At 63.6% G+C, this 24435-nt stretch carries 20 protein-coding genes and 1 pseudogene; 15 read left to right on the top strand and 6 right to left on the bottom strand.

Going from position 1 to position 24435, the window contains the following annotated elements; translation table 11 throughout:
- Positions 1–177 precede the first annotated feature (177 nt).
- From AAFG13_RS27880 to greA, 3 genes are all read left to right on the top strand, one after another.
- A complete protein-coding gene (locus AAFG13_RS27880) occupies positions 178–1395 on the top strand; it encodes an efflux RND transporter periplasmic adaptor subunit (protein ID WP_342708813.1) in 1218 nt (405 codons plus the stop codon).
- The gene (locus AAFG13_RS27885; protein WP_342708814.1) at positions 1392–4538 is read left to right on the top strand and encodes a multidrug efflux RND transporter permease subunit; all 3147 of its coding nucleotides are present in this window, start codon (positions 1392–1394) and stop codon (positions 4536–4538) included. The genes AAFG13_RS27880 and AAFG13_RS27885 overlap by 4 nt, the downstream gene beginning before the upstream one ends.
- 129 nt (positions 4539–4667) lie before the next feature.
- Positions 4668–5150, top strand: coding sequence for a transcription elongation factor GreA (greA, locus tag AAFG13_RS27890; protein ID WP_342708815.1), 483 nt, complete (start codon positions 4668–4670; stop codon positions 5148–5150).
- A 17-nt stretch (positions 5151–5167) separates the two neighbouring features.
- Here the strand turns inward: greA and AAFG13_RS27895 are convergent, their stop codons facing one another.
- Positions 5168–5806, bottom strand: a complete 639-nt coding sequence (locus AAFG13_RS27895) for a GntR family transcriptional regulator (RefSeq protein ID WP_342708816.1) — start codon at positions 5804–5806, stop codon at positions 5168–5170.
- A 122-nt stretch (positions 5807–5928) separates the two neighbouring features.
- Between AAFG13_RS27895 and bioB the strand changes: the two genes are divergently transcribed.
- The 4 genes from bioB (at position 5929) to AAFG13_RS27915 (ending at position 10033) form a co-directional block, all read left to right on the top strand.
- Entirely contained in the window at positions 5929–6924 is a 996-nt protein-coding gene (gene bioB, locus AAFG13_RS27900) for a biotin synthase BioB (protein ID WP_342708817.1), read from the top strand.
- Between the two features lie 66 nt (positions 6925–6990).
- Entirely contained in the window at positions 6991–8145 is a 1155-nt protein-coding gene (locus AAFG13_RS27905; RefSeq protein WP_342708818.1) for an 8-amino-7-oxononanoate synthase, read from the top strand.
- Positions 8142–8774, top strand: coding sequence for a dethiobiotin synthase (gene bioD / locus AAFG13_RS27910; protein ID WP_342708819.1), 633 nt, complete (start codon positions 8142–8144; stop codon positions 8772–8774). The genes AAFG13_RS27905 and bioD overlap by 4 nt, the downstream gene beginning before the upstream one ends.
- Positions 8771–10033, top strand: a complete 1263-nt coding sequence (locus tag AAFG13_RS27915) for an adenosylmethionine--8-amino-7-oxononanoate transaminase (RefSeq protein WP_342708820.1) — start codon at positions 8771–8773, stop codon at positions 10031–10033. The genes bioD and AAFG13_RS27915 overlap by 4 nt, the downstream gene beginning before the upstream one ends.
- A gap of 118 nt (positions 10034–10151) precedes the next feature.
- On the opposite strand, the gene AAFG13_RS27920 is transcribed toward AAFG13_RS27915, so the two are convergent.
- A complete protein-coding gene (locus AAFG13_RS27920; RefSeq protein WP_342708821.1) occupies positions 10152–11498 on the bottom strand; it encodes a hypothetical protein in 1347 nt (448 codons plus the stop codon).
- 300 nt (positions 11499–11798) lie between these two features.
- Between AAFG13_RS27920 and AAFG13_RS27925 the strand changes: the two genes are divergently transcribed.
- Entirely contained in the window at positions 11799–13208 is a 1410-nt protein-coding gene (locus AAFG13_RS27925; RefSeq protein ID WP_342708822.1) for an MFS transporter, read from the top strand.
- Here the strand turns inward: AAFG13_RS27925 and AAFG13_RS27930 are convergent.
- Positions 13205–14107 (bottom strand): LysR family transcriptional regulator, encoded by a 903-nt coding sequence (locus AAFG13_RS27930; RefSeq protein ID WP_342708823.1) that lies wholly within the window; start codon positions 14105–14107, stop codon positions 13205–13207. The two genes, AAFG13_RS27925 and AAFG13_RS27930, sit on opposite strands and share 4 nt — an antisense overlap.
- 96 nt (positions 14108–14203) lie before the next feature.
- Here AAFG13_RS27930 and AAFG13_RS27935 point away from each other — a divergent pair, with 96 nt between their 5' ends.
- From AAFG13_RS27935 to AAFG13_RS27965, 7 genes and pseudogenes are all read left to right on the top strand, one after another.
- On the top strand, positions 14204–14905 hold the full coding sequence (locus AAFG13_RS27935) for a haloacid dehalogenase type II (RefSeq protein ID WP_342708824.1): 702 nt from the start codon (positions 14204–14206) through the stop codon (positions 14903–14905).
- Positions 14892–16130 (top strand): CoA transferase, encoded by a 1239-nt coding sequence (locus AAFG13_RS27940; protein ID WP_342708825.1) that lies wholly within the window; start codon positions 14892–14894, stop codon positions 16128–16130. Before AAFG13_RS27935 ends, AAFG13_RS27940 begins: the two co-directional genes overlap by 14 nt.
- A 25-nt stretch (positions 16131–16155) precedes the next feature.
- Entirely contained in the window at positions 16156–16578 is a 423-nt protein-coding gene (locus AAFG13_RS27945; protein WP_342708826.1) for a PaaI family thioesterase, read from the top strand.
- A 253-nt stretch (positions 16579–16831) separates the two neighbouring features.
- The gene (locus AAFG13_RS27950) at positions 16832–17644 is read left to right on the top strand and encodes a pentapeptide repeat-containing protein (RefSeq protein WP_342708827.1); all 813 of its coding nucleotides are present in this window, start codon (positions 16832–16834) and stop codon (positions 17642–17644) included.
- 199 nt (positions 17645–17843) lie between these two features.
- Positions 17844–18314 (top strand): YbaK/EbsC family protein, encoded by a 471-nt coding sequence (locus AAFG13_RS27955; RefSeq protein ID WP_212312197.1) that lies wholly within the window; start codon positions 17844–17846, stop codon positions 18312–18314.
- A 122-nt stretch (positions 18315–18436) separates the two neighbouring features.
- On the top strand, positions 18437–18856 hold the full coding sequence (locus AAFG13_RS27960) for a CBS domain-containing protein (protein ID WP_212312195.1): 420 nt from the start codon (positions 18437–18439) through the stop codon (positions 18854–18856).
- Between the two features lie 208 nt (positions 18857–19064).
- A pseudogene (locus AAFG13_RS27965) lies at positions 19065–19681 on the top strand (DAK2 domain-containing protein); the annotation flags it as partial.
- Between the two features lie 359 nt (positions 19682–20040).
- Here AAFG13_RS27965 and AAFG13_RS27970 read toward each other — a convergent pair.
- From AAFG13_RS27970 to adhP, 3 genes are all read right to left on the bottom strand, one after another.
- The gene (locus AAFG13_RS27970; RefSeq protein ID WP_212312193.1) at positions 20041–20319 is read right to left on the bottom strand and encodes a cytochrome c; all 279 of its coding nucleotides are present in this window, start codon (positions 20317–20319) and stop codon (positions 20041–20043) included.
- Positions 20320–20592: 273 nt separating this feature from the next.
- Positions 20593–23217 (bottom strand): magnesium-translocating P-type ATPase, encoded by a 2625-nt coding sequence (gene mgtA, locus AAFG13_RS27975; protein ID WP_212312952.1) that lies wholly within the window; start codon positions 23215–23217, stop codon positions 20593–20595.
- Positions 23218–23350: 133 nt separating this feature from the next.
- Positions 23351–24394, bottom strand: coding sequence for an alcohol dehydrogenase AdhP (adhP, locus tag AAFG13_RS27980; protein WP_342708828.1), 1044 nt, complete (start codon positions 24392–24394; stop codon positions 23351–23353).
- Positions 24395–24435: the final 41 nt, after the last annotated feature.

Genomic DNA, 24435 nt, shown 5'->3' on the forward strand with positions numbered 1-24435 from the left:
GCGATCAGCGATATGGGGCGATCAGGTTACAGGATTGTCTGATTGGCCGCGTTATGATCTCCTGTGATGCATCTCGCCTATCCTGACCTTCTCGGTCTGAGGGAACTCGACGTCATATCCGTCTCGTAGAGCTTGTTGGTAGCCGAAGGGTTGGACAGCATGAGTGGTACGGAACGAATGCTCAGTGGCTTGGCAGGACTTCTGGTATCGGCGGGATTGGCGGCTATCGGGATTTCGGCAGCCTATGCGCAGGCGGGGCCGCCCGGGCCTCCTGCCGTGGGCGTGTTCGAGGCGGTGAAGCGGCCAATCACCGAAACCAATGAATTCCTGGGGCGCATCGAGGCCCCCAACCGCGTCAACGTGGTGGCGCGCGTCACGGCGTTCCTTGAGAAGCGGAATTTCGTCGAGGGCGCCGAGGTCAAGGCCGGGGACCTGCTGTATCAACTCGAGCGCGGTCCGTTCGAGGCCGACCTGGCATCGAAGAAGGCGCAGGTCGCCCAGTTGCAGGCGACGCTGGTCAACGCCAAGCTGACCGCCGACCGCGCCAAATCGCTGCTCGGCGGACCGGCCGGCCAGCAATCGAGCGTCGACGCCGCAGTTGCCAATCAGCAGAGCCTCGAAGCTCAGGTGCAGGCTGCGCAGGCGCAGGTCGACCTGTCCCAGATCAATCTCGACTATACCGAGATCCATTCGCCGATCGACGGCAGGATCGGACGCGCCGCGGTTACCGAGGGTAACGTCGTGACACCGAGCTCGGGAACCCTGACGACCATCGTCAGCCAGGACCCGATGTATGTCACCTTCCCCGTGCCGGTGCGCGAGGCGCTCGATCTGCGCGACCGTTATGCGACGCGCGGCGGCTTCAAGGCCGTCGTCATCCGCGTGCGCCTGCCGGACGGCCGGCTGTACGAGAAGACCGGTGAGCTGAATTTCGTCAACAACACGATCGCGCAGAACACCGATACCATCTCCTTGCGCGGCACCATCCCCAACCCGTCGACCTACGACTCCGTCGCAGCCGGCGGCTCGGTCCGCGAGCTGACCGACAATGAGTTCGTGACCGTGCTGCTGGAAGGCGTGCAGCCGGTCGAGGTGCTGGCGATCCCGCGCTCGGCGGTGCTGTCGGACCAGCAGGGCGAATATGTCTACGTCGTCGGCGCGGACAACAAGGCCGAGCAAAAGCGGATCCAGCTTGGGCAATCGACCTCGACGATTGCCGCGGTGACGAGCGGCATCGCGCTCGGCGACAAGGTGATCGTCGAGGGGTTGCAGAAGGTCAGGCCGGGCGATGTGGTAGCGCCGGGACCCGCCAGCGCGCTGATCCAGTCGAGCATGAAGGTTTCTGCGGACGGCGGCGCCAGCAGCACGCCGAAATCGACGGGCAATAACCCATGATTTCCGCTGTCTTCGTCGATCGTCCGCGGCTTGCGATCGTCATCGCGTTCGTGATCACGATCGCGGGCGCGCTGGCGCTGATGCAAATCCCGGTCGCCCAGTTCCCGGACATCGTGCCGCCGCAAGTGACGGTCTCGGCCGTATTCCCCGGTGCTTCGGCCGAAGTCGTCGAATCGAGCGTCGCCCAGCCGCTGGAAGCGCAGGTCGTCGGCGTCGACAAGATGCTCTACATGAAGTCGACCAGCGGCAATGATGGCAGCTATACGCTGACGGTCTCGTTTGCGCTCGGCACCGACCCCGATATCAACACCGTCAACGTCAACAACCGCGTGCAGAGCGCGCTCGCGCAATTGCCGACCGAGGTGCAGGCGCAGGGCCTGACCGTGCAGAAGAAATCCTCGGCCGTGCTGCAGTTCATCGTGCTCTACAGCAAGAGCGGCGAGCAGGACCCGCTGTTCATCACCAACTACGCCATCATCAACGTGCTGGACGCGATCTCGCGCACGCCCGGCGTCGGACAGGCCTCGCTGTTCGCCAAGCTGAACTATTCGATGCGGGTCTGGTTCGACACCCAGCGCCTGACCAGCCTCAATTTGGCGCCGTCGGACGTGATCGCCGCGATCCGTGCCCAGAGCGTGCAGGCGCCGGTCGGCCGCATCGGCGCGCGTCCGATCAGCAACGACCAGCAATTCCAGTTCAACGTGCAGACCCAGGGCCGCCTGACGACATCCAAGCAGTTCGGCGACATCGTGCTACGGGCCAATCCGGACGGATCGGTGCTGCGGATCAGGGATGTCGCCCGCGTCGAAATCGGCGCGCAGAACATGGATTCGGAATCGCGGATCGACGGCAATCCCGGCGTGCCGATGGGCATCTATCTTGCACCCGGCGCCAACGCCGTGACCACGGCCAAGGCCGTGCAGGCCACGCTTGCGAAGTTGTCGGAGCGGTTCCCGTCGGGGCTGACCTACCTCGTGCAGTACGACTCCACGACCTTCGTCTCCGATACGATCAAGGAAGTGATGAAGACGCTCGGCGAGGCCTTCGTGCTCGTCGTGATCGTGGTGTTCCTGTTCCTCGGCAATCTGCGCGCCACCGTGATCCCTGCGGTCGCGGTTCCGGTCAGCCTGATCGGCGCCTTCGCGGTGCTGCTGGCGCTCGGCTATTCCGCCAACACGGTCTCGCTGCTGGCGATGGTGCTTGCGATCGGCATCGTGGTCGATGACGCCATCGTCGTGGTCGAGAACGTCGAACGCGTCATGGAGGAGGAGCCGGAGCTGTCGCCGGCCGACGCCACCAAGAAGGCGATGGCGCAGATCACGGCGCCGATCATCGCGATCTCGCTGGTGCTGCTCTCGGTGTTCGTGCCGATTGCGTTCATTCCCGGCATCTCCGGTACGCTGTTCCGCCAGTTCGCGGTGACGATCAGCGCCGCGATGGTGATCTCGGCGCTGAATGCGCTGACGCTGTCGCCGGCGTTGTGCGCCGTATTCCTGCGTCATGGCGGGCCGCGCCGCGGCATCATGGGACGGGTGCTCGGCGGCATCGATTGGGTGCGCGACGGCTATGCCGGCGTGGTGCAGCGGCTGGTCCGCGTGGCGGTGTTGTCGCTGGTCGCGGTGCTGGTGTTTGCCGGTGCGGTGTTCGGCGTGTCGAAGATCACGCCGACCGGCTTCCTGCCCGAGGAAGACCAGGGCGCCTTCTTCATCGCCGTGCAACTGCCTGACGGCGCCTCGGTGGCGCGCACCAGCGAGGTCACCAAGCAGGTCGAGGCGCTGTTGAAGAAGAACCCGGCGGTCGACCACGTGCTGTCGATCATCGGCTTCTCGCTGCTCGACGGGGCCAGCGAGCCGAATTCCGCTTTCATGGTGGCGCGCATGAAGGCGTTCGCCGACCGCAAGGCCGTCACCGAATCGGTGCAGGCCGCGATCGGGCAGACCTTCGTCGGGGGATTGCAGATCCGTCAGGCCTCGGTGCTGCCGTTCAACCTGCCACCGATCATCGGGCTCTCGACCTCCGGCGGCTTCGAATATCAGCTCGAGGCGCTGGAAGGGCAGGATCCGGCTTCGCTCAGCAGCGTGATGGGCGGACTGATCGGCGCTGCGAACCGCAATCCAAACCTGGCCCGCGTGTTCTCGACCTTCACCGCGACCAACCCATCGGTCTATCTCGATATCGACCGCGCCAAGGCGCAGGCGCTCGGCCTCAACATGGCCGACGTCTTCACCGCGCTGCAGGCCACGCTCGGCGGCATCTACGTCAACAATTTCAACCTGTTTGGCCGTACCTGGCAGGTCAACGTGCAGGGCGATGCGGCCGACCGGCGCGACATCCCCGACATCTGGCAGATCTATGTGCGCAACACCGGCGGTGAGATGGTGCCGATCCGCTCGATCGCAAGCTTGCGGATCGTCACCGGCCCGCAGGTGATCACGCGCTACAACAATTATCGCTCGGTCACGGTGAACGGCAGCCCGGCGGCGGGCGTGTCCTCGGGCACCGCGATCGCGACGATGGCCGACCTGTCCAAAACGACGCTGCCTTCAGGCTATTCCTATGAATGGACCGGCACGGCCTATCAGGAGCAGGCGGCTTCCGGCCAGACCGGTATCATCCTCGCGCTTGCGGTGCTGTTTGCCTATCTGTTCCTGGTGGCGCTGTATGAGAGCTGGACGATCCCGATTCCCGTGCTGCTGTCGGTCACGGTCGGCGTGCTGGGCTCCTATCTCGGCATCAAGCTCGCGGGCCTCAATCTCGATCTCTACGGCCAGATCGGCCTCGTGGTGCTGATCGCGCTCGCCGCCAAGAACGGCATCCTGATCGTCGAATTCGCCAAGGAGCAGCGCGAGGCGGGCCGGCCGATCGCGGAGGCCGCGACGATGGGTGCGCAGATGCGTTTCCGCGCCGTGATGATGACCTCGATCGCTTTCATCCTCGGCCTGGTGCCGCTGGTGGTCGCGACCGGCGCCGCGGAAATCAGCCGCCGTGCGGTCGGCACCGCGGTGTTCGGCGGCATGCTCGCCGCCAGCTCGATCGGCATCTTCCTGGTGCCGATGCTGTTTGTCACCTTCCAGGGCTGGCGCGAGGGTGTAAAGAACCGCTTCGGCCGTCGCGGCAAGGCGGAACAGCCGGCATCGCATTAGCGCATAGTCCGGAAAGATCATGCGTGAACGACGAGCCAATGCGCGATGACGATCAATCTAATCCCATCGCGCATTAGCGGCGCAGATGAGGCGGGGCTATACTGCCCGCCTTATCGATGGAGTTCCGGATTGAGCGTTGCCTTTACCAAGGAAGAAAGTGCCGAGACCGCGTCCGAAACGCTGTTGCCGGACCGCCCCATATCGCCGCATCCCAATCTGGTGACCGAAGCAGGACGCAAGGCGCTGGAGCGCCAGCTCCTGGAGGCACGCGAGGCCTATGAGGCCGCGCAGCAGCTGGATGACGTCAACGAACGGCGACGGCAGTCGGCGGTTCCGTTGCGCGACGCCCGCTATCTCACGGAAAGGCTCCGCACCGCGCAGGTCGTCCCCGACCCCACCTCGACCGAAACCGTTGCCTTCGGCAGCACCGTGACGTTCAGCCGCGCGGATGGCCGCGTGCAGACCTATCGCATTGTCGGCGAGGACGAGGCCGATCCAAAGGCAGGCTCGATCTCGTTCGTCTCGCCGGTGGCGAGGTCGTTGATGGGCAAGGCTTTGGGCGACATCGTCCGGGCTGGCGCCCAGGAGCTGGAGATCGTGGCGATCGCTTAGCGGATCGCAGATCCCGATCACGCCGCCGGCAGGGCCAGCCGCTCGATCGTCTGAATATGCCGCGCGAGCAGGCTGCAGGCTTGCTCGATGTTGCGCGCGCGCAGCGCTTGCAGGATCACGCGATGGTCCTGGCTCGGCCGCGGCCGCCAGCCGGCGTTGCGGGCCATCGCGAACACCAGCCGTGAATTTGCGAGCTGCAGGCCGTCGAGGCTCGCGAGCAGACGCGGCATCGCGCAAGGCGCCACCAGCGCGTGATGAAAGGCGCGATTGGCCAGTTCGAATTCCTGAACTGTCTCGGCGTTGTCGCCTTCGATCAGCGCGACCTCGATCCGTGCCAGATGGGCCGACGTGAATTTCGGCGCCGCATTGCGCAGCGCGACCACCTCGAGCGCGGCGCGCATCTCGGCGATCTCCTTCACCGACTTGGTGTCGAGGGGAGCAACCCGCACCCCGCGCCGAGGCACCGCAACGACCAGATGCTGCGCCTCCAATTGCCGGAACGCCTCGCGCACCGGGACGTGGCTGGAATGGAATTCCCGCGCGACATGGTCCTGCCGTAGCGGAGCATCCGGCGGCAATGCGCCGCTGATGATGCGCTCGCCGATCGCCTCGGCAATGCGCCCGGCGGTCGTCGTGTTCTCGCCCTCGCTGGTCATAGATTATCTATCATAAAAAGGAGTGCGCTCTTGTCTGGCCTCGGCTAGCATCATTCTAAGTCCAATATCATAGATAATATACATAATTATCTATGATCCACGCAAGCAAGAAGGCAAACTCGATGGTTGATGTCGTTGAGATCGAACGGACCGATAGCCGCCGCAGCGCACCGCCCCGCAAGAACTGGGAGCGTGCCGAGGCCGAGACGCTCTATAACTTGCCGTTCGCGGACCTGATGTTCCAGGCGCAGGGCGTCCACCGCGCCAACTTCAATCCGAACCACGTCGAAACCGCGAGCCTGCTCAGCATCAAGACCGGCGGCTGTCCGGAGGACTGCGGCTACTGCTCCCAGAGTGCGCATTACGACACCGGCCTGAAGGCCACCCGCCTGATGCCGCGGGCCGAGGTGGTCGCGGTCGCGCAACGCGCCAAGGACGCCGGCGCAACCCGCTTCTGCATGGCCGCGGCCTGGCGCACCCCCAAGGACCGCGATCTCGATCAGGTCTGTGACATGGTCAGCGCGGTGAAGGGGCTGGGCATGGAAACCTGCGTCACGCTCGGGATGCTGACGCCGAACCAGGCCGAACGCCTCTCCGACGCCGGGCTCGATTTCTATAACCACAACGTCGATACCTCGCCGGAGTACTACGACAAGATCATCACCACCCGCACTTTGCAGGACCGCATCGATACGCTTGCGCATGTGCGCGACGCCGGCATCAAGGTCTGCTGCGGCGGCATTATCGGCATGGGTGAACAGGTCGAAGACCGGCTCGGCATGCTGATGCTGCTTGCCAATCTCCCCGGCCATCCGGAGAGCGTGCCGATCAATCTGTGGAACGAGGTCAAGGGCGTGCCGGTCAATGACACCGCCGAGCGTCCCGATCCGATCGCGCTGGTGCGGCTGGTTGCGACGGCGCGGATCATGATGCCGAAGAGCGTGGTGCGGCTGTCGGCTGGACGGCAATACATGACCGATGAACTTCAGGCGATGTGCTTCCTCGCCGGCGCGAACTCGATCTTCATCGGCGATGTGCTGCTGACCACCAAGAACCCGCAGCGCGATCGCGACGCCGATCTGCTCGACCGGCTCGGCATCACATCCCGCCTCGCCTGACCGTAACCTCCGGCACGCGCGCGGCGTCATTCGCCGCGCGACCAACCACCATCCTGAGAGTAAAGCATGAGCGCAATCCATGCGGCCAAGGCCGCTGATTACGCCGCGGCCTTGCACGTCCTGAGCAAGGACGATCGGCTGCGCGGTCTCAAGCCGCGCGCGGGCATCGATTTCGTATCGAACGACTATCTGGCGCTGGCGAGCGCGCCACGCATCAAGCAGGCCGTCGCGGCCGCGATCGAGGCCGGCACGCCGGTCGGCGCCGGCGGGTCGCGGCTGTTGCGCGGCAATTGCGAGGAGCACGAAAGGCTGGAAGCCGAGGCCGCTGCGTTCTTCCGCGCCGAGACCGCGCTGTTCTTCGGCGGCGGCTACGTCGCCAATTTCGCCGTGCTGACGACGCTGCCGCAGCGCGGCGATCTGCTTGTCCTCGATTCGCTGGTGCACGCCAGCATCCACGAAGGTGCGCGGGCCGGCCGGGCCGAGTTCCGGTTCAGCGCGCACAATGATTCCCAATCGATCGAAGACACCATCCGCGGCTGGCGCGCCGAGGGCGGAACGGGCCGGGTCTGGATCGTGGTCGAAAGCGTCTACAGCATGGACGGCGATGTCGCGCCGCTCGACGACCTCGTCGCCATCGCTGACCGGCACGACGCGTTCCTGATGGTGGACGAAGCGCACGGCACCGGCGTCTACGGCGAACAAGGGCGCGGGCTGACGGCGCCCTATGAGGGGCGCGACAATCTCGTGGTCGTTCATACCTGCGGCAAGGCGCTGGGCGCCGCCGGCGCGCTGGTCACGGGCTCGACCGTGCTGCGCGACTTCATGATCAATCGCTGCCGCCCGTTCATCTTCGCCACCGCGCCGTCGCCGCTTGTGGCCGTCGCCGTGCGTGAAGCACTTCTGATCTTGCGAGAGGAGCCCGAGCATCAGCAGCGCCTCGCAAAGCTGGTTGCGTTCACGCATCGCGAGCTCGATCGGCGCGGCTGGCGCCGTCCGTCGAACTCGCAGATCGTGCCCTATATCGTCGGTGACAATGCGCGCGCGATGCAGCTTGCCTCAGTGCTGCAGGCGCGCGGCTTCGACATTCGCGGCATCAGACCGCCGACCGTGCCGGCCGGCACCGCGCGGCTGCGGATTGCCCTGACCCTCAATGTCGACGAGGATGACGTGCGCGCGCTGCTCGATGCGCTCGTCGAGGAGACGAAAGGCTGGTCGCGATGAGCTGCCGGATCGTGGTGACCGGCACCGATACCGGAATCGGGAAGACGATCTTCTCCGCGGGCCTCGCCGGCTTTCTCGGCGCGAGCTACTGGAAGCCGGTTCAGTCCGGCCTTGAGGACGAGACCGATGCGCAGTTGGTGGCCCGGCTTGCGGGTCTCGCGGCCGATCGCATCGTGCCGGAGCGTTACCGGCTTCGGACGCCGGCTTCGCCGCATCAGTCCGCCGCGATCGACGGCGTCCGCATCGATCCTGCCGCGCTCGACTTGCCTGACGCCGGTGACCGTCCGCTGGTGATCGAGGGCGCCGGCGGGCTGATGGTGCCGCTGAATGACGACACGCTCTTTATCGACATGTTCGAGCGGTGGCGGCTTCCGGTCGTGCTGTGCGCCCGCACGGCGCTCGGCACCATCAATCACTCGCTGCTGTCGGTCGAGGCGCTGCGCAAGCGCAACATCGATATTCTCGGGATCGCCTTCATCGGCGAAAACAATCCCGAGAGCGAGCGCGCTATCTGCGACATGGGACAAGTGCGCCGGCTGGGCCGGTTGCCCTGGCTGTCTCGGCTTGCCGCAGACACGCTGCAAACAGCTTTCGGCGCCTCGTTCCGGCGCGACGATTTCAACCCATGACATCAGCTCAGAAATCGCCGATCTGGCACCCGTTCACCCAGCACGCTCTGCACGGCGAGATGACAAGGATCGTGCGCGGGGAGGGCGCCTATCTCTACACCGCGGACGACCGCCGGATCATCGATGCGATCTCATCCTGGTGGGTGGTGACCCATGGCCATTGCCATCCGCATATCGTACGCGCGATCCAGAACCAGGCGGAACAGCTCAACCAGATCATCTTTGCCGGCCATACCCACGATCCGGCGGAAGAGGTTGCGGCGCAGCTCCTGAAGCTGGCGCCGCGTGGCCTCGACTATGTGTTCTTCTCCGACTCTGGATCTACCAGCGTGGAAGTGGCGCTGAAGATGGCGCTCGGCTACTGGCACAATATCGGCGTGCCGCGCATGCGCATCATCGTCATGCAGCACTCCTACCACGGCGACACCGTGGGGACGATGTCGGTCGGCGCACGCGGCGTCTTCAACAAGGCCTATGAGCCGCTGCTGTTCGATGTCGAATCAATCCCGTTTCCGGCCGCCGGCCACGAGCAGGCGACACTCGATGCGCTCGACGCCGCGTGCAAGACGGAAGCCGCGGCCGCATTCATTGTCGAACCGCTGATCCTCGGCGCGGGCGGGATGCTGATGTATCCGCCCTGGGTGCTGAAGGAAATGAAGCGCATCTGCGAGGCCTCCGATGTGCTGTTCATTGCCGATGAGGTGATGACCGGCTGGGGCCGCACCGGCACATTGTTCGCGTGCGAGCAAGCCGACGTCACGCCGGACATCGCCTGCTATTCGAAGGGCCTCACCGGCGGATCGCTGCCGCTCGCAGTGACGCTCTGCCGCGCCGAGATCTACGACGCGCATTATTCCAGCGATCGTTCGCGAACCTTCTTCCATTCCAGTTCCTATACGGCAAACCCGGTCGCCTGCGCCGCCGCAAGGGCAAACCTCGAACTCTGGCAGCGCGGCGCGGGCGAGCGCACAGCCCCGCTCGCCGCGATGCAGGAGCGCCTGATCGCACCATTCCGCGCCGACGCACGCTTTGAGAACGTCCGCCGCACCGGCACCATCACCGCGCTTGACTTGAAGGCAAGCGATGCCGGCTATCTCGCAGGCATCGGTCCAAAGCTTCAGGCCTTCTTCGCGCGTCGAAACCTGCTGCTGCGCCCGCTCGGCAACACAATCTACGTCATGCCGCCCTACTGCGTGACGGAGGCTGATATCGTTGAGATTTATGCCGCGATCGCGGACGCAGCCGAGGAGCTGGCCTGACGGTACGCCTTGCGCTCCTGAAATCCCGTGACTGACGATTTGCATCGCGTGCTGTTCTGCACGCGATGGGTTCTCATACGAAATCGGCGTGCCGTTGCGGGCACGCCGATAGGCTGGATCACGCGTGCCTGTGTGGCGCTGGCCGCGCAGCGGGATGCTGCGGCCGCGGCGCAGGATGGGGCCGCGGAGCCGGCCGCGACACATGCGGTGGCGGCGGACGCCGGGGCGGCGGCGGAGCCCGGTGCACAGCCGCTTGCGCGACGCGCGGCGCCGGCGGATGCGCGGCCGGGCGTGGCGCGGGTGGTGCGTGCTGTGCGATCTGCGGTCTCGGCGCATGCACGGCTGGCGCTGCGACGGGCGGTGCCGGAGCGGGATGGTTGACGGCAACAGGCCGAGCGTGTCCCGTCGGCAGTGCGTGTACAGCCGGCGAAGCGCTTGCCGCAGGCAAGGCGTGTCCCGTTGTCGACGCGTGTGCCGGCGGTAGCGCGTTTCCGGCCGGCAGGGCGTGTCCTGTCGTCGTTGTCTGTGCTTGCGGCAGCGCGTTTCCGGAAGGCAGGGCGTGCCCCGTCGGCGATGCAGGTGTTGCCGGCAGAGCGTTTCCGCTCGGCAGAGCGTGTCCTGGCGGCAGGGCATTTCCTGTCGGCAGGGCGTGTGTTGGCGGCAGCGCATTCCCTGACGGCGGAGCGTGTCCTGTCGCGGGTTGCGCATGCCGGGGCGGCGGCGCCGCGATCGGCTTGCCCGGGTGCGCGGCGATCACGCCGGCGCCGCTGAACCGTGCCGCGTGCGCGGTCGCCGCGATCGCCGGGTGACCATGATTGCTGGCGAGCGCCAGCGCCGGATCCTTCATCGCCGCTTCGGCGTGCCGCGTCTGCTCGCCGGTCGCAGCCACGTGGTGCTCGCTCGCGGCCGCGACCTGCTGCGGCGTCGGTCTCACCGTGGTGCCACCGGTGCCGCCGTTGTAGCTGACGTTGGTCGTGTTGTTGACGACGGTCTTGTTGTAGACGTTGGTGACCGAGACATTCGTGATGTTGGTGACGGAGCGGTTGTAGAAGAAGCTGCCGCCGCGCCAATAGCCGCCTTCATAGCCGATGCCGGTGTAGCCGAAGCCATAAGAGATGCCGCCATAGAAGCCGACGGTCGCTCCCCAATAACCGGCGTGGAAGGCGTAGACGCCATCGTTCCAGCCCCAATAGCCGGGTGTCCAGAGCAACTCAGGCGCGGGCGGAAGCACCCACGTGCCGGGAACCCAGTAGTAACCGATATCGTCGCTCCACGCCCAATAGCCGGGAGTCCAGATGTAGCCCTCGCCGGGGATCGGCGGCTGCTCGTAGACCGGCAAGGGCGGCGGTGCTGCATCGACGCTGATGCCGATGCCGATGGCAAGCTGCGCGCGCGCAGCGTGAGGTGGAGAGAGACAGCAGAGGCTGAGAGCTAAGGCGAAAGGCAGTCCGGCGATGCGGCGCATGGCACATACTCCAATCTTCTTCCCCCAGCGTTGGAGTCGAATAGTGGCGCCGACATGAACCGGTTGTGAATGTTTGTGCTGACACCGTGATTTCGAGACCGCGCGACAGCGGGATCGTTAACGACGGCGTACGCAAGTCAGCTTGGTGTCAGGATGGAACGCGATCGTGCCGCTCGCGTCAGCTTCATCACTGCGCCAAATAGTCGAATTTTCGTTTTGAATTGGACGACGCCCCCCTGCGCGTCATCAATCGATGATCGGAACAGCCGGCTCGCACAAAGCCGGGCAGGGAGGTTTGGAATGGCGCGATCCGCCGACATCGACATCAACGCGGGCGCGCGCCTCGACAGGCTGCCGATCTGCGGATTCCACTGGCGTATCCTGGCCCTGATCGGCGCCGGCATGTTCCTCGATGCATTCGACATCTATCTGGCCGGCGGTGTGCTGGGCGCGGTGCTCAAGGAAGGCTGGTCGACGCTCGAGCTCAACGCCGCATTTGTCTCCGCGACCTTTGTCGGAATGACGATCGGCGCCTGGTTCTCCGGCATCCTTGGCGACCGCTTCGGTCGCCGCTTCTCCTACCAGATGAACCTTGCGATCTTCGGCCTCGCGTCGATCGCCGCCGCCTTCGCGCCCAGCATGACGGTTCTGATCGGCCTGCGCTTCATCATCGGCATCGGCCTCGGCGCCGAGATCGTGGTCGGCTACGCGACCTTGACCGAGTTCGTGCCGGCCACCTCGCGCGGCCGCTGGATCGGGCTGCTCGCCGTGATCACCAACTTCTCGCTGTTCGCGTCATCCATGATCGGCCTGTGGGTGATCCCGACGCTGGGGTGGCGCTACATGTTCGCTCTCGTCGGCCTCCTCGCGATGATCGTCTGGTTCTTGCGCAAGTCGATGCCGGAATCGCCGCGTTGGCTCGCCGCCAACGGCCGCGCCGACGAGGCCGAGGCAATTCTTTCGGCGATCGAAGCGGAGGCCGCGCGCAAGGGAACGCTGGCTCCCGTCGCCGCCGGCGCGCCGGCGCAGGAATCGCCCGGTGCGGTCTGGCGCCTGTTCCAGCCGCCGTATCTCGCGCGCACGCTGCTCGGCAGCCTGCTGCACATCGTCGTCGGCTTCAGTCTCTACGGGTTCATCGGCTGGCTGCCGACGTTCATGGTCAAGGGCGGCCACAGCGTGGTCTCCTCGCTGGGCTACACCACCGTGATGGCGCTGGGTGGTCCGGTCGGATCGCTGATCGGGCTCGTGCTGGCGGACCGGCTCGGACGCAAGCTCTCGATCGTCTGCTCGTCGATTGCGGCTGCCGCGCTCGGCATTGCCTATCCGTACATGCCGGACGGTGTTGCACTCGCGGGCGTCGGCTTCCTGCTGGTCACCGCGATCTACGTCATGCTGGCGACGGGATTTGCAATGCATGTCCCCGAACTGTTCCCGACGCGCTACCGGCTTCGCGGCACGGCGATCTGCGCCACGTCCGGACGGATCGCGACCGCGCTGGTCCAGTACGTCGTTGTCGCGATCTTCGCCTGGCAAGGGTTGACCGGCGTGTTGACGACCCTGGCCGGCATCCTCGTGTTCCAGGCCGTGGTGTTTCTCATGTTCGGATTCGAAACCAAGGGACGCTCGCTGGAGGACGCGTCGGCCGTCACGAACGCCGAGGCAGGACATCCATCGTCGATCGCACGGAGGCCGGCGGACATCGGCGCCTAACTCAGATCGGAGCAGGCCGCCCTGAGCCGATCGCGGAGCCAGCCGTTGGCATTGCTCTGATCGTATCGGCGATGCCAGTACAACATCCAGTCGAACGGTGCGGACTCGAACGGCAGTTCCTCCATCCGCAGACCGTCGTCCATCAACACGGCGGCGAGATGCCTCGGCATCACCGCGAGCAGATCGGTGCTTTTCAAGACATGAGGTACGACCAGCCAATGCGGCACGTTCAGCGCGATGCGTCTCCGATGGCCGCGTTCGGCGAGCACGTCGTCGACGAAACGAAGGTCGGTTGGGCTCATCGAGACCTTCATGTGCTCCTGCGCGATGAAGCGCTCGAAGGTCAGCCGCCCGCGCTTGATCTGGTGACCGCTCCGCATCAGGCAGACCATGCGGTCGTGCAGCAGCGTCTCGGAACGGATCGATGCGGAATGCTCGAGCCCCATGCTGACCGCGACGTCGATCTCGTCCCGTTCCAGCGCATCGATCGTCAAAGCGGGTGGCAGATGGATCGTGTTGTAGGAAATCCGCGCATCGGGCGTCCGCGCCGCGGCGAGTCGCGGCAGCAGCAGGCATGCAAGAATATCCGACATCCTGATCGTGAAGGTGCGCTCCGTCCGGTTTGGATCGAAGCCGGCGTCGCTCGCCATCACCCGCTCGACCTGGCGCAGCACCTGGCGCAGCGGCTCCGCCAGTTCGGTGGCGCGGGGCGTCGGCTTCATCCCGCTCGTCGTCCGCACCAGCAGCTCGTCCTCGAACATCGCACGCAGCCGGTTGAGTGCGTTGCTCATCGCAGGTTGACTGAGGCCGACGCGGTCGGCTGCCTTGGTGACATGACGCTCGGTCAGCAGTGCGTCCAGCGCGACGAGCAGATTGAGGTCGATGGATCGGAGGTTCATGCCGTCATTCATATCGTGAATAACGAGAGATCACAAATCCATTTCATTTATGGCGATGCGGCGCGTATCCAATCGATCTGAACCAAGGAGGCACCAATGGATTCCGAGACGATCAAGCGCGAAGTGAAGATCTGCATGTTCGATCAGTACGGCACGGTCGTCGACATGCAGGGCGGCCTGACCAGGATCGCGACGCCGTTCCTTCAGAAGAAAGGCTGGAAGGGCGATCCGAATTCCTTCGTTACATGGTGGCGCCGCACCCATTTCGAGAACTCGATGATCGATGCGCTGCTGCATCGCGAGCACACGCCCTATCGCGAGATCGGGCATCGCGCGGTGTCGCACGTGATGGATCGCGCCAAGATCGACTACACGGTGGATGAGGTGCGTTATCTCGTCGGCGAGATCGAGAAGCTGGTGCCGTTTCCGGAAGTGCCGGAAGCGCTCGCGCGGCTGCAAGCCAAATACAAGCTGGTGGTGCTGTCGAACGGCGATCCCGACATGCTCGAGACCGCAAAGCAGTACCACAAGGTCCCATTCGATCGCGTGATCTCGGTGGCGGAAGCGAATTCGTTCAAGCCGCATGTCGCGACCTACACCAAGGCTGCCGAGATCATGGGCGTGAAGCCCGATCGAGTGCTGTTCGTGGCCAATCATGCCTTCGACTGCATCGGCGCCAAGTCCGCCGGCATGCGGACGGCCTTCATCGACCGGCGCAGCCGCCCGTTCGGCATCACGCCACACCAGCCTGACATCCTGGTGCCGTCGATGAAGGACCTCGCCGATGCGATCGTCTGATCGCGAGCCGCTCTCCGGCATCAGGGTTCTCGACCTCTGCCGCGTGGTCTCCGGCCCCTTTGCCACGATGCAGCTCGGCGATCTCGGCGCCGACATCGTCAAGATCGAGGATCCGCGGCAGGGCGACGAAAGCCGCCGCTACGGGCCGCCCTTCATCGGCGGCGAGAGCGCGTATTTCCTGTCGGTGAACCGCAACAAGCGCAGTTGCGCCATCGATCTGAAGTCGCCGGCGGGGCGCGATGCGGTGCTCGATCTTGCGTCCGCGGCCGACGTCGTGATTGAGAATTTTCGCCCGGGCACGCTCGACAAATGGGGGCTCGGCTTCGACGTGTTGCGGGCCCGCAAGTCCGACATCATCCTGTGCAGCATCTCGGGGTTCGGCCGCACCGGTGCGGACGCCTTGCGCCCCGGCTACGATCTGATCCTGCAGGGCGAATCCGGCGTGATGGACATCACCGGTGATCCCATGGGGCCGCCGACCAAGGTCGGCACCTCGATCGCCGATCTCGTCACCGGGTTGTATGCGTCGCATTCGGTGCTCGCCGCCTTGATGCGGAAGAACCGCACGGGCGAGGGCGGACGGGTCGACGTCTCCATGCTCGACGCCATGGCATCGCTGCTGACGTTCAACGCCGGCATGTACTTCGCCACGGGGCAAAGCCCGCGGCGCCGGGGCAACGTCCATCCGACCATCAGCCCGTACGAACCGTTCGAGGCGAGTGACGGCTGGATCAATGTCGGGGTCGCGAACGACAAGTTCTGGGCGGCCTTTTGCGACGTCATCGGCCGGCCGGAGCTGCGCGAAGATAGCCGCTTCGCAACCGCCCCGAAGCGCGCGGCGAGCCGGAACGATCTCGTCGCGGTCCTCGCCCCCATCTTCGCCGGCAGGAGTCGCGCCGATTGGCTGCAGGCGCTCGCCGTGGCCGGCATTCCGTGCGGTGCGATCAAGTCGGTCGGCGAGGTCTGCGAGACGCCGCAACTTACCGAGCGCGGCATGGTCCAGACCGTCCGTCATCCGGCCGCGGGGGATGTGAGGTTCATAGCCCGGCCGACGCGGTTCGGCGACGAGCCGCCGGCGCCGTCCACGCCGCCGCCGATGCTCGGCGAACACACAAGCGAGGTGCTTGCGGAATGGTGCGGCTGGACCGACGATCGGCTCGAGAGATTCGCGGTCGAAGGCGCGTTCGGAGACTTTGGACGGAGCTTCGTGCGATCGCCCAAGTGAATATCGTGATCAAGCGAGTGTCGTCATGAGAGATATCGCCGAGCAGATGATGCGTCGCGCTGTCGCGGACGAGCGGCAGGAATTCGGGTCGTTCTTCCTGTCGCGCTTCTTCGGCCTCGAGATCGCCTACCAAAGCGAGGCGTGCATCGTCTCGTTCGACATCGAGGGGCCGCTGTTCAACCCGCAAGGCACCTTGCACGGCGGGGTTCTCGCAACCGCGCTCGATATCTCGATGGGGCATCTGGTCAACCACGTCGCCGGTGCCGGCACCACGCTCGAGATGAAGGTGCAGTATCTCGCCGCGGTCCGCGAAGGGCGCGTGACCTGTCACGCGACCTTCCTGAAGCGCGGCCGGAAGACCTTCTTCGTGCAATCCCAGGCCTCCACCGCAGCCGGCGAGCCGATCGCGCATGCCACATCGACTTGGCAACTGCTGAGCCGAGGCTGAGAAGCGCGGCCGGTTCGCGTCGGGTCGTTGTCGCGCTGCCAAAACTGTGGGTTTCGCGGCGGAGCGGACCCTGGCGCGAATCTCCGATGTCTGAAAGCACGACCTCCCGAGGCCCCGTTTCTTCGTACGAAACGGCCACGAGCATTGCCAGGATCATGATCCGGTTTCATACTCCGAACGCCGGAAGCGCATCTCCACGGCGCGGCCGGCGCGAAGATGCGAGAGGCGATACCTCAAAAGCGGAAAGACGGCGATGCGGTTTCATCTCGCATTTGCCCTTGTATCGATGGCGGCGCTGCTCGTTGATCCGACTGCCGCCACGTCGCAGGACATGTTGCGCAGCGTCGACCTCGATAGTCCCGAGATGACGACGTCGGAGATGACGCGCGCCGAGGTCGACGCGCTCCTCAAGGCCGTGCCTCAGGGGGACCGACGCAGCGCAGATTTGGAAGGAAAGCGGCTGTCGCACCTCGATCTCTCGGGCCTCGACTTCTCCGGCGGCAACCTTCATCTCGTCAAGCTCAACCGGACCAATCTGAAAGCCGCGCGCTTCGATCGGGCCGTGCTGAACCAGGCTTGGCTCATCGACGCAGATCTGACGGGGGCGTCGCTCGTCAAGGCGTCGCTGCTCGGCACGCAGATGCAGCGCGCCAAGCTTGGCGGCGCCGATTTGAGCGGCGCTCGCATCACCGGCGATCTATCCGGTGCCAACCTGATCGGGGCCAAGCTCGCGGGCGCGGATTTGAGCGCCGATATGCGCAACCAATCGATGGGCCTGATGCGTGGCGTGCTCAAATCCGCCGATCTCCGGAATGCGGATCTGAGCGGCGCCAATCTCGCGCGCGCTGATCTCGAATTCGCGCAGTTGCAGAACGCCAATTTGGCGAACTGCAACCTCAGCAAGGCTGACCTTGCGGGAGCCGATCTATCTGGCGCCAATCTCGCCGGCGCCGATTTCACCGAGACCGACCTCGCGTCGACCCTCTTGCCGAGCGCGGCCGCGCTAGCAGAGGCCCGCAATCTGGACAAGGCCCGGAACTTGAACCTGGCGCGGCGGCCAGATTAGAGCGTTTTCGAGCGAAGTGGATACCGGTTCGCGTCAAGAAAACGCGTCAAAACAAAAATCTAGAGCCAACGGCTCTAGGGATCGAATTGCGGTGTCCTGCACCAGGACCTATATTTTGCCTTGAGAACCACGCAGCCGCTCATCGTGCGGCGGGGAGGGACCACGGTGGATGGTTGCATGTCGCACCGGAGGTGACGCCATGACCATTTCTCCCACACTGCACAAATATCTCGCAGCGGAAAACATCGCGTACGACGAAATCCCGCATGTGCTGACGATGTCGTCAGCCCTGACCGCCCAGGCATGTCACGTCCCGGGTGACCGCCTAGCCAAGGCCATTGTATTGCGCCGCAATGGCGGCTACCTGCTCGCCGTGTTGCCGGCATCGCATCACCTCAGGCTGGCGGATCTGAGGGCGAGCTTCGGCGATGATATTGCGATGGCTGCTGAAAGCGAGATCGATCGGCTGTTCGCGGACTGTGCGCACGGGGCGGTTCCCGCTGCCGGCATCTGCTATGGGCTCGACGTTATCGTTGATGACAGCATCCAGATGCAGCCCGAGATCTATATCGAAGCCGGCGATCATGAGACGTTGCTTCATCTCGGTCGTGCGCAATTCGCGCGCTTGACCGCCGGTTGCCTGCACGGCCGCTTCAGTACGCACGACTGAGGGCGTGATAGCCGGACCACCTGTCGCTGCGCGCTGACCAGGGCGCAGCACACATGCGGTCACGCCCGATCTGCTGTATAGTTGCAAGCGAGGGGGCTGCTGCCTTGCAAAGGAGGTCCTCCATGAAGGTCAAGGACGTGATGCACAGGGGCGTCGATTGGGTCAGCCCAGATACCCCGATCACTGAAATCGCAAAATTGATGCAAGGGCACGACGTCGGCTGCATTCCGGTCGGACAAGACGATCGTCTGATCGGAATGGTGACGGATCGCGACCTCGTCTGCAAAGGTCTTGCGAGCAAGAGCTTCAACTCTGCGCGCACCACAGCGCGCGATGTGATGACCGAAGGCATCCACTGCTGCCGGGAAGACGACGATCTGGCGAAAGCGGTGCATCACATGGAGACGCTGAAGATCCGCAGGCTGCCTGTCATCAACAAGAGCAAACGGATGGTCGGCATGGTCAGCCTGGGGGATATCGGCCACTTTGCCGGTGCCGATCTCATGTCCCAATGCATGAAGAGCGTGTCGGCTCATCATTGAGGCGAGGCCGGTCTGCTGGAAACCGGCAGATCGGCCGGCACCATGGCCGGACATCGAAGCGGACAAAAAATCGAAGTGGCGCACCCGACACGATTCGAACGTGTGACCTTTGCCTTTCTGTTCGCTGAGCGCCGTGGACGAGAAACTGCTGGCCGCAGAAACGCCGCTGCGCACCTGGCCGGGGCTCAAGCCCTTCGCGGCACCTCGCATCGTGCCCTTGCCCGATGGGTTGGCGCGCCAGCGGCCGGCTCCTTCTGCCGATCCAGCAACCGAGGAATTCCTCATCCGTTGTTGCAAGGCGCTGATCGCCGCCGAGGCCGATCTGAACGCGCTCGATGCCAGGGCAGGAGATGGCGATACCGGAACAACGCTCGCCAGCGCAGCGCGCAACTTGATCCAAAACATCGATCAACTTCCGCTGTCGGACCCCATGCAGCTCTATCGCGCACTCGGGCAGGAGCTTAGCCAAACCATGGGAGGCTCTTCGGGGGTCCTGCTCGCGATCTTCTTCGCTGCCGCAGGGGATGCGGTGTCAAACGGGCATAGCCCGATGGAGCGCTCAAGGTTGGACTGGCGAGGATGCAGGAGGTGGGTGGCGCGCAACCGGGCGACAGAACCATGATCGATGCGCTGCTGCCCGCGCTCGATGCGTTGTCACAAGGGTTGGCCTACGCAGCTCGCGCAGCAAGAGAGGGCGCGAACCGGACGGCCGCCATGTCCAAGGCGCATGCTGGAAGAGCCACCTACATTAGCGCGGAACAGCTGCAAGGACATGCTGATCCCGGGGCAGAGGCCGTTGCTAGATTGCTCGAGAGCTTGTGCTAAGCTGTTCGCATACTGCTGCGAAAAAAATCCCCTCCCGGCCGTAGCTCGAACGATGAGTTTTGGTCTAGGAAGTTCGAGAATGCTTGATCTTTCTAATAGGGATTGACTGGCACTCTCTCCGCCAGCTCCTCCGCACCTACGAGATACCGCGCACTGACCCATCGGTACAGGTCGACTACGCGCGCGTCGTAGATTTGGATATTGCGGCGAGCAAATCGGACAACCTCTTCGTCACTCGCCGCCCACGGATGGCACCGCGGCTTGTCTTCGCTCGCGCGCCATGTCGGCGTGCGCGTTGATGTCCAAAACATCATTCGGGCGGACGCGGGCGAGAGGGTAGCGTGCGACACAGGGATGCGCTATTTTCGAAGCGAGCCGATATAGGCGGCGATATCGCCGGCTTCATTTCGGCTCAGCGGGAAATTGGGCATCTTCGGATGGGGATCCAGCAAAAAGAAGGCGAGCTTCTCGGCGCTGAAATCCAATTTGTTTGCTATTGCAGGGAAGGGTGGGACGTCCGCACTCGCCTGTTTCTGTCCGCTGTCGACGACGTGACATGAAGCGCACCAGCGCTTTGCGAGTTCTGCGCCGTGATTTGCATCGGCCGCCTTTGCCGGCGACAAAATCAGACCGACCATGCCGGCAACAACAGGCAGATATTGGCCCGGGGTCGTCCGCTTGCGACGGATCGCTCGGATCCGAACCGATGGATATCGCAGTCGTCTCATTCGATCACCTCTCTTCGCGCGGCCCAGCGCCTTTGACCTGGCAATCTTACTCCTTTTCGCGTGTCATTGCTGGACGAATTGCCCGCTCTTCGGACGTCGGGACGTTGTTTGCCGTTGCCTCGCCGTCGAGCGCTTTCGGATATGGCCGCTGTTGACGAGAGCCGGACTGTTACTCAGGTCCTCTCAAAGCCCCCACCTGCGAATGAACCACACTTTCACAAGATGAGTGAGCATAGCGTATGTCACCAGCATGGTAGCGACCAGCGGCCAGTAGTGCCAGGGGAGCGGCTCGAAGCCTAGCGCGGAGCCCGCCCAGGTGAAGGGTAACGTCATTCCGATCGTGCAGATGACTATTGTGGTCGCAATAAGCGCAGGGCTTGCATGGCTCTCGATGAACGGAATCCTGGCCGTTCGGATGATGTGGATGATGAGGGTTTGGGTCAGAAGGGATTCGACGAACCAACCGGTCTGGAACAACGACGGATTGTTCCAGGCATGGAAGACATAGAGCATCATGGCATAGGTAGCGTAGTCAAATATCGAGCTGATAGGACCGATGAACACCATGAATTTGAATATGTTGCCGATATCCCATTTTCGCGGCGACGCCAGGTACTCCTCGTCGACGTTATCCGTTGGAATTGTTGTCTGCGAAAAATCGTAGAGAAGATTGTTCGTCAGGACCTGAATGGGCGCCATCGGCAGGAACGGCAGGAATATGCTTGCCCCAAGTACGCTGAACATGTTTCCGAAGTTCGAGCTCGCACCCATCTTGATGTATTTCGTGATGTTCGCAAAAACCTTGCGGCCCTCGGTCACGCCTTCCTGGAGGACAAGAAGGCTCTTTTCGAGCAGGATGATGTCAGCAGATTCCTTGGCGATGTCGACCGCCGTGTCGACCGAAATGCCGACATCGGCGGCCTTCAACGCGGGGCTATCATTGATTCCATCGCCAAGGAATCCGACCACATGTCCATTGGCGTGAAGGGCCTGTACGATCCTTGCCTTTTGCGCAGGAGTAAGCTTTGCAAAGACCGTCGTGCGGTCGACAATTTCGGCAAGCTCAGCGTCGCTCATTTGAGCGATCTTCGCGCCAAGCAGGATTTTGCCCGGGTCCAGTTGGACTTCGTTACATACCTTGCGCGTGATGATTTCATTGTCGCCGGTAAGGACCTTGACCTGAACCCCCTTGCATGCCAGCGCGGCAATTGCTTCCCGCGTGCTCTCTTTTGGCGGATCGAGAAAGGCGACGTAGCCTAGAAGCGTCAGATCGGCTTCATCTTCGACCGAATACACGGTCTTCGACGGATCAACCTCCTTGTAGGCTACTGCGACAACACGAAACCCATCGGAGTTAAGCGCGATTGTTTGCCGTTGGGCGGCGTCAAAATGCTGTTCGTCAAGGCGTCTCACTTGTCCGTCGAGAGTGTATCCCGAACACACGGCGAAAACCTCCTCAACGGCGCCTTTGCAAATGAGGACATGCTTGCCGTCCTCGCGTGCGACCACCACCGATAAACGACGGCGCGAGAAGTCGAAGGGAATCTCGTCGATTTTTGAAAAGCCGCCGCCAATGTTAAGGGCGTGCTCGAGTTCGACATGCGCCAAAACTGCTTCATCGAGCAGGTTCCTTAGCCCCGACTGGAAGTGGCTGTTGAGAAACGCGTACTGGAGCACGCGCTCGGATTCCTGCCCCTGGATGTCGAGATGCCGCTTCAGGATTATCCGGTCCTGCGTCAGGGTACCGGTCTTGTCCGTGCACAGTACGTCCATCGCACCAAAATTCTGGATGGCGTTCAGGCGCTTGACGATCACCTTCTTGCGCGACATTGCAATCGCGCCCTTGGCGAGATTCACTGTGACGATCATCGGCAGCATTTCAGGTGTGAGGCCGACCGCCACTGCCACCGCGAACAGCAGCGCTTGCAGCCAATCATGCTTGGTCAAGCCGTTGATCAGAAAGACGGCGGGGACCATGACAAGGATGAAACGGATCATCATCCAGGTGAATCGATTGATGCCCTGGTCGAAGGCAGTCGGAACGCGCCGTCCGGCAACCTCATGGGCAAGTTGGCCGAAGAAGGTCCTCGAACCAGTCTGCAAGACCACCCCGGTGCCGTACCCGGACACGACATTCGCTCCCATGAAACAGAGATTCGGCATCTCGAACGCGTTATCAGAAATCGACGCGCTGGCCTCGGCATGCTTCTCGGCCGGCATGGACTCGCCGGTCAACGCAGATTGATTGATGAACAGGTCCTTGGCCTCGAGCAGGCGTAGATCGGCAGGTATCATGTCTCCCGCGGAGAGCCGCACCACGTCGCCTGGCACGATTTGATCGATCGGAATCTCGGAAAACGGATCATCCGATTGACACGGGCGGCGCCTGACGCTTGCGGTCGTGTGCACCATGGCGCGCAACCGGGCTGCAGCCTCGTTTGACCGGTGTTCCTGAATGAATGCGGTCGTGATCGCCAGCACGACCATCACAGCGATTACAATTGCCGCGCGGACGTCGCCCAAGAAATATGAAACGAACGCGAGCGTCAGCAGCAGCGCGTTCAATGGATTGCGCGCGCGGCTCCAGAGCTCTTCGGGAATAGAGGCCTTACGTTCACGTGCGACGAGGTTCGGTCCGAATTTCTTCAAGCGCGCGTCGGCCTCGACGCCAGATAGGCCGTCAAATGCAGAACCTGCTCTTGCACAGGCTTCGAAAGGGTCAAGTCGGCTTGCTGCAACAAGCAGATCGCCGCTGGCTGAGTGTTCCACGCCGATGGAGCCGGCCTCCTTGGTCAGGTTGGAGAACATGTTCACGAATGGACGCAAGGTATCGGCCAGCAGCACGACGTCTCTCCTCGTTCGAACGATGCGGCTCTTGGCCGATCAGCCGGTGCTCCCAAGCAAGCTTTGATCCTGGTGCGCCCGAGTTACCGGTCGCCTATCAAGCCGTTGCCGGCTCGCTCATGTCCAGCACCATGCGCCCTTGGACCTTGCCGGCCTTGAGGTTGGCAAAGATCGTGTTGATGTCGGTCAAAGGAGCCGTCTTGATCTCGGCCAGAACCTTGCCCTCGACAGCAAACGCGACGGCCTCGTCGAGGTCACGGCGGGTGCCAACAATGGAGCCGCGCACGGTGAGGCGCTTCAGGACAACGTCGAAGATCGGAGTCGGAAACTCTCCGGGTGGTAGACCGACAAGGCTGATGGTTCCCCTGCGCCGCACCACCTGCAACGCTTGAGAAAAGGCGGGCGGAGACACGGCCGTCACCAGAACGCCATGGGCGCCGCCGTCAGTGGCCTGGAGGATTTGCGCTAGCGCATCTGCCGATTGTGCATCCACCGCGACATCGGCGCCGGCCGCCAGGGCGAGCGCGAGTTTGTCCGGAGCGATATCAAGCGCCGCGACGTGCAGTCCCATCGCCTTGGCATACTGGATCGCCACCTGCCCGAGGCCGCCGATGCCGGAGATGGCGACCCATTCGCCCGGCCGTGCTTCGGTTTCCTTCAGCCCTTTGTAGCTTGTGACTCCGGCGCACAGGATCGGCGCAATCTGCGTAAAGTCGACGCCAACCGGCAACCGTGCGGCAAACGGCGCAGCAGCGATCACGTACTCCGCGAAACCACCATCACAGCTGTATCCCGTGTTGTGCTGATGCTCGCACACGGTTTCCCAGCCGGTCTCGCAGTATTCGCAGCGCATGCAGGCGTCATGCAGCCATGCCACGCCGACCGGATCGCCGGGCTTGAAATCGGTCACGCCCGGGCCAAGGGCAGCCACGACGCCGGCGACCTCATGGCCCGGGATGAACGGCAGTGCGGGCTTTACCGGCCAGTCGCCTTCGGCGGCGTGGAGATCCGTGTGGCACACGCCGCATGCCATCACCTTGACCAGGATCTCTCCCCGGCCCGGCACAGGCACGGGCACATTCTCTATCTTCAGCAGTTGCCCGAACTTGTGCACCACTGCAGCCTTCATCATCTTTGTCATGGCCGAACATCCATTATCATTTGGGTTGGATCAGCTGCGCC

The sequence above is a fragment of the Bradyrhizobium sp. B124 genome (assembly GCF_038967635.1).
Lineage (GTDB): Bacteria > Pseudomonadota > Alphaproteobacteria > Rhizobiales > Xanthobacteraceae > Bradyrhizobium.

Coding starts and splice junctions, on each gene's coding strand:
- AAFG13_RS27930 (WP_342708823.1), bottom strand. CDS start 14,107: ATGAACCTCCGATCCATCGACCTCAATCTGCTCGTCGCGCTGGACGCA.
- AAFG13_RS27920 (WP_342708821.1), bottom strand. CDS start 11,498: ATGCGCCGCATCGCCGGACTGCCTTTCGCCTTAGCTCTCAGCCTCTGC.
- AAFG13_RS27880 (WP_342708813.1), top strand. CDS start 178: ATGCTCAGTGGCTTGGCAGGACTTCTGGTATCGGCGGGATTGGCGGCT.
- AAFG13_RS27905 (WP_342708818.1), top strand. CDS start 6,991: ATGAGCGCAATCCATGCGGCCAAGGCCGCTGATTACGCCGCGGCCTTG.
- bioD (WP_342708819.1), top strand. CDS start 8,142: ATGAGCTGCCGGATCGTGGTGACCGGCACCGATACCGGAATCGGGAAG.
- AAFG13_RS27945 (WP_342708826.1), top strand. CDS start 16,156: ATGAGAGATATCGCCGAGCAGATGATGCGTCGCGCTGTCGCGGACGAG.
- AAFG13_RS27955 (WP_212312197.1), top strand. CDS start 17,844: ATGACCATTTCTCCCACACTGCACAAATATCTCGCAGCGGAAAACATC.
- AAFG13_RS27935 (WP_342708824.1), top strand. CDS start 14,204: ATGGATTCCGAGACGATCAAGCGCGAAGTGAAGATCTGCATGTTCGAT.
- bioB (WP_342708817.1), top strand. CDS start 5,929: ATGGTTGATGTCGTTGAGATCGAACGGACCGATAGCCGCCGCAGCGCA.
- AAFG13_RS27895 (WP_342708816.1), bottom strand. CDS start 5,806: ATGACCAGCGAGGGCGAGAACACGACGACCGCCGGGCGCATTGCCGAG.
- mgtA (WP_212312952.1), bottom strand. CDS start 23,217: ATGTTCTCCAACCTGACCAAGGAGGCCGGCTCCATCGGCGTGGAACAC.
- AAFG13_RS27960 (WP_212312195.1), top strand. CDS start 18,437: ATGAAGGTCAAGGACGTGATGCACAGGGGCGTCGATTGGGTCAGCCCA.
- AAFG13_RS27970 (WP_212312193.1), bottom strand. CDS start 20,319: ATGGTCGGTCTGATTTTGTCGCCGGCAAAGGCGGCCGATGCAAATCAC.
- AAFG13_RS27915 (WP_342708820.1), top strand. CDS start 8,771: ATGACATCAGCTCAGAAATCGCCGATCTGGCACCCGTTCACCCAGCAC.
- adhP (WP_342708828.1), bottom strand. CDS start 24,394: ATGACAAAGATGATGAAGGCTGCAGTGGTGCACAAGTTCGGGCAACTG.
- AAFG13_RS27885 (WP_342708814.1), top strand. CDS start 1,392: ATGATTTCCGCTGTCTTCGTCGATCGTCCGCGGCTTGCGATCGTCATC.
- AAFG13_RS27925 (WP_342708822.1), top strand. CDS start 11,799: ATGGCGCGATCCGCCGACATCGACATCAACGCGGGCGCGCGCCTCGAC.
- AAFG13_RS27950 (WP_342708827.1), top strand. CDS start 16,832: ATGCGGTTTCATCTCGCATTTGCCCTTGTATCGATGGCGGCGCTGCTC.
- AAFG13_RS27940 (WP_342708825.1), top strand. CDS start 14,892: ATGCGATCGTCTGATCGCGAGCCGCTCTCCGGCATCAGGGTTCTCGAC.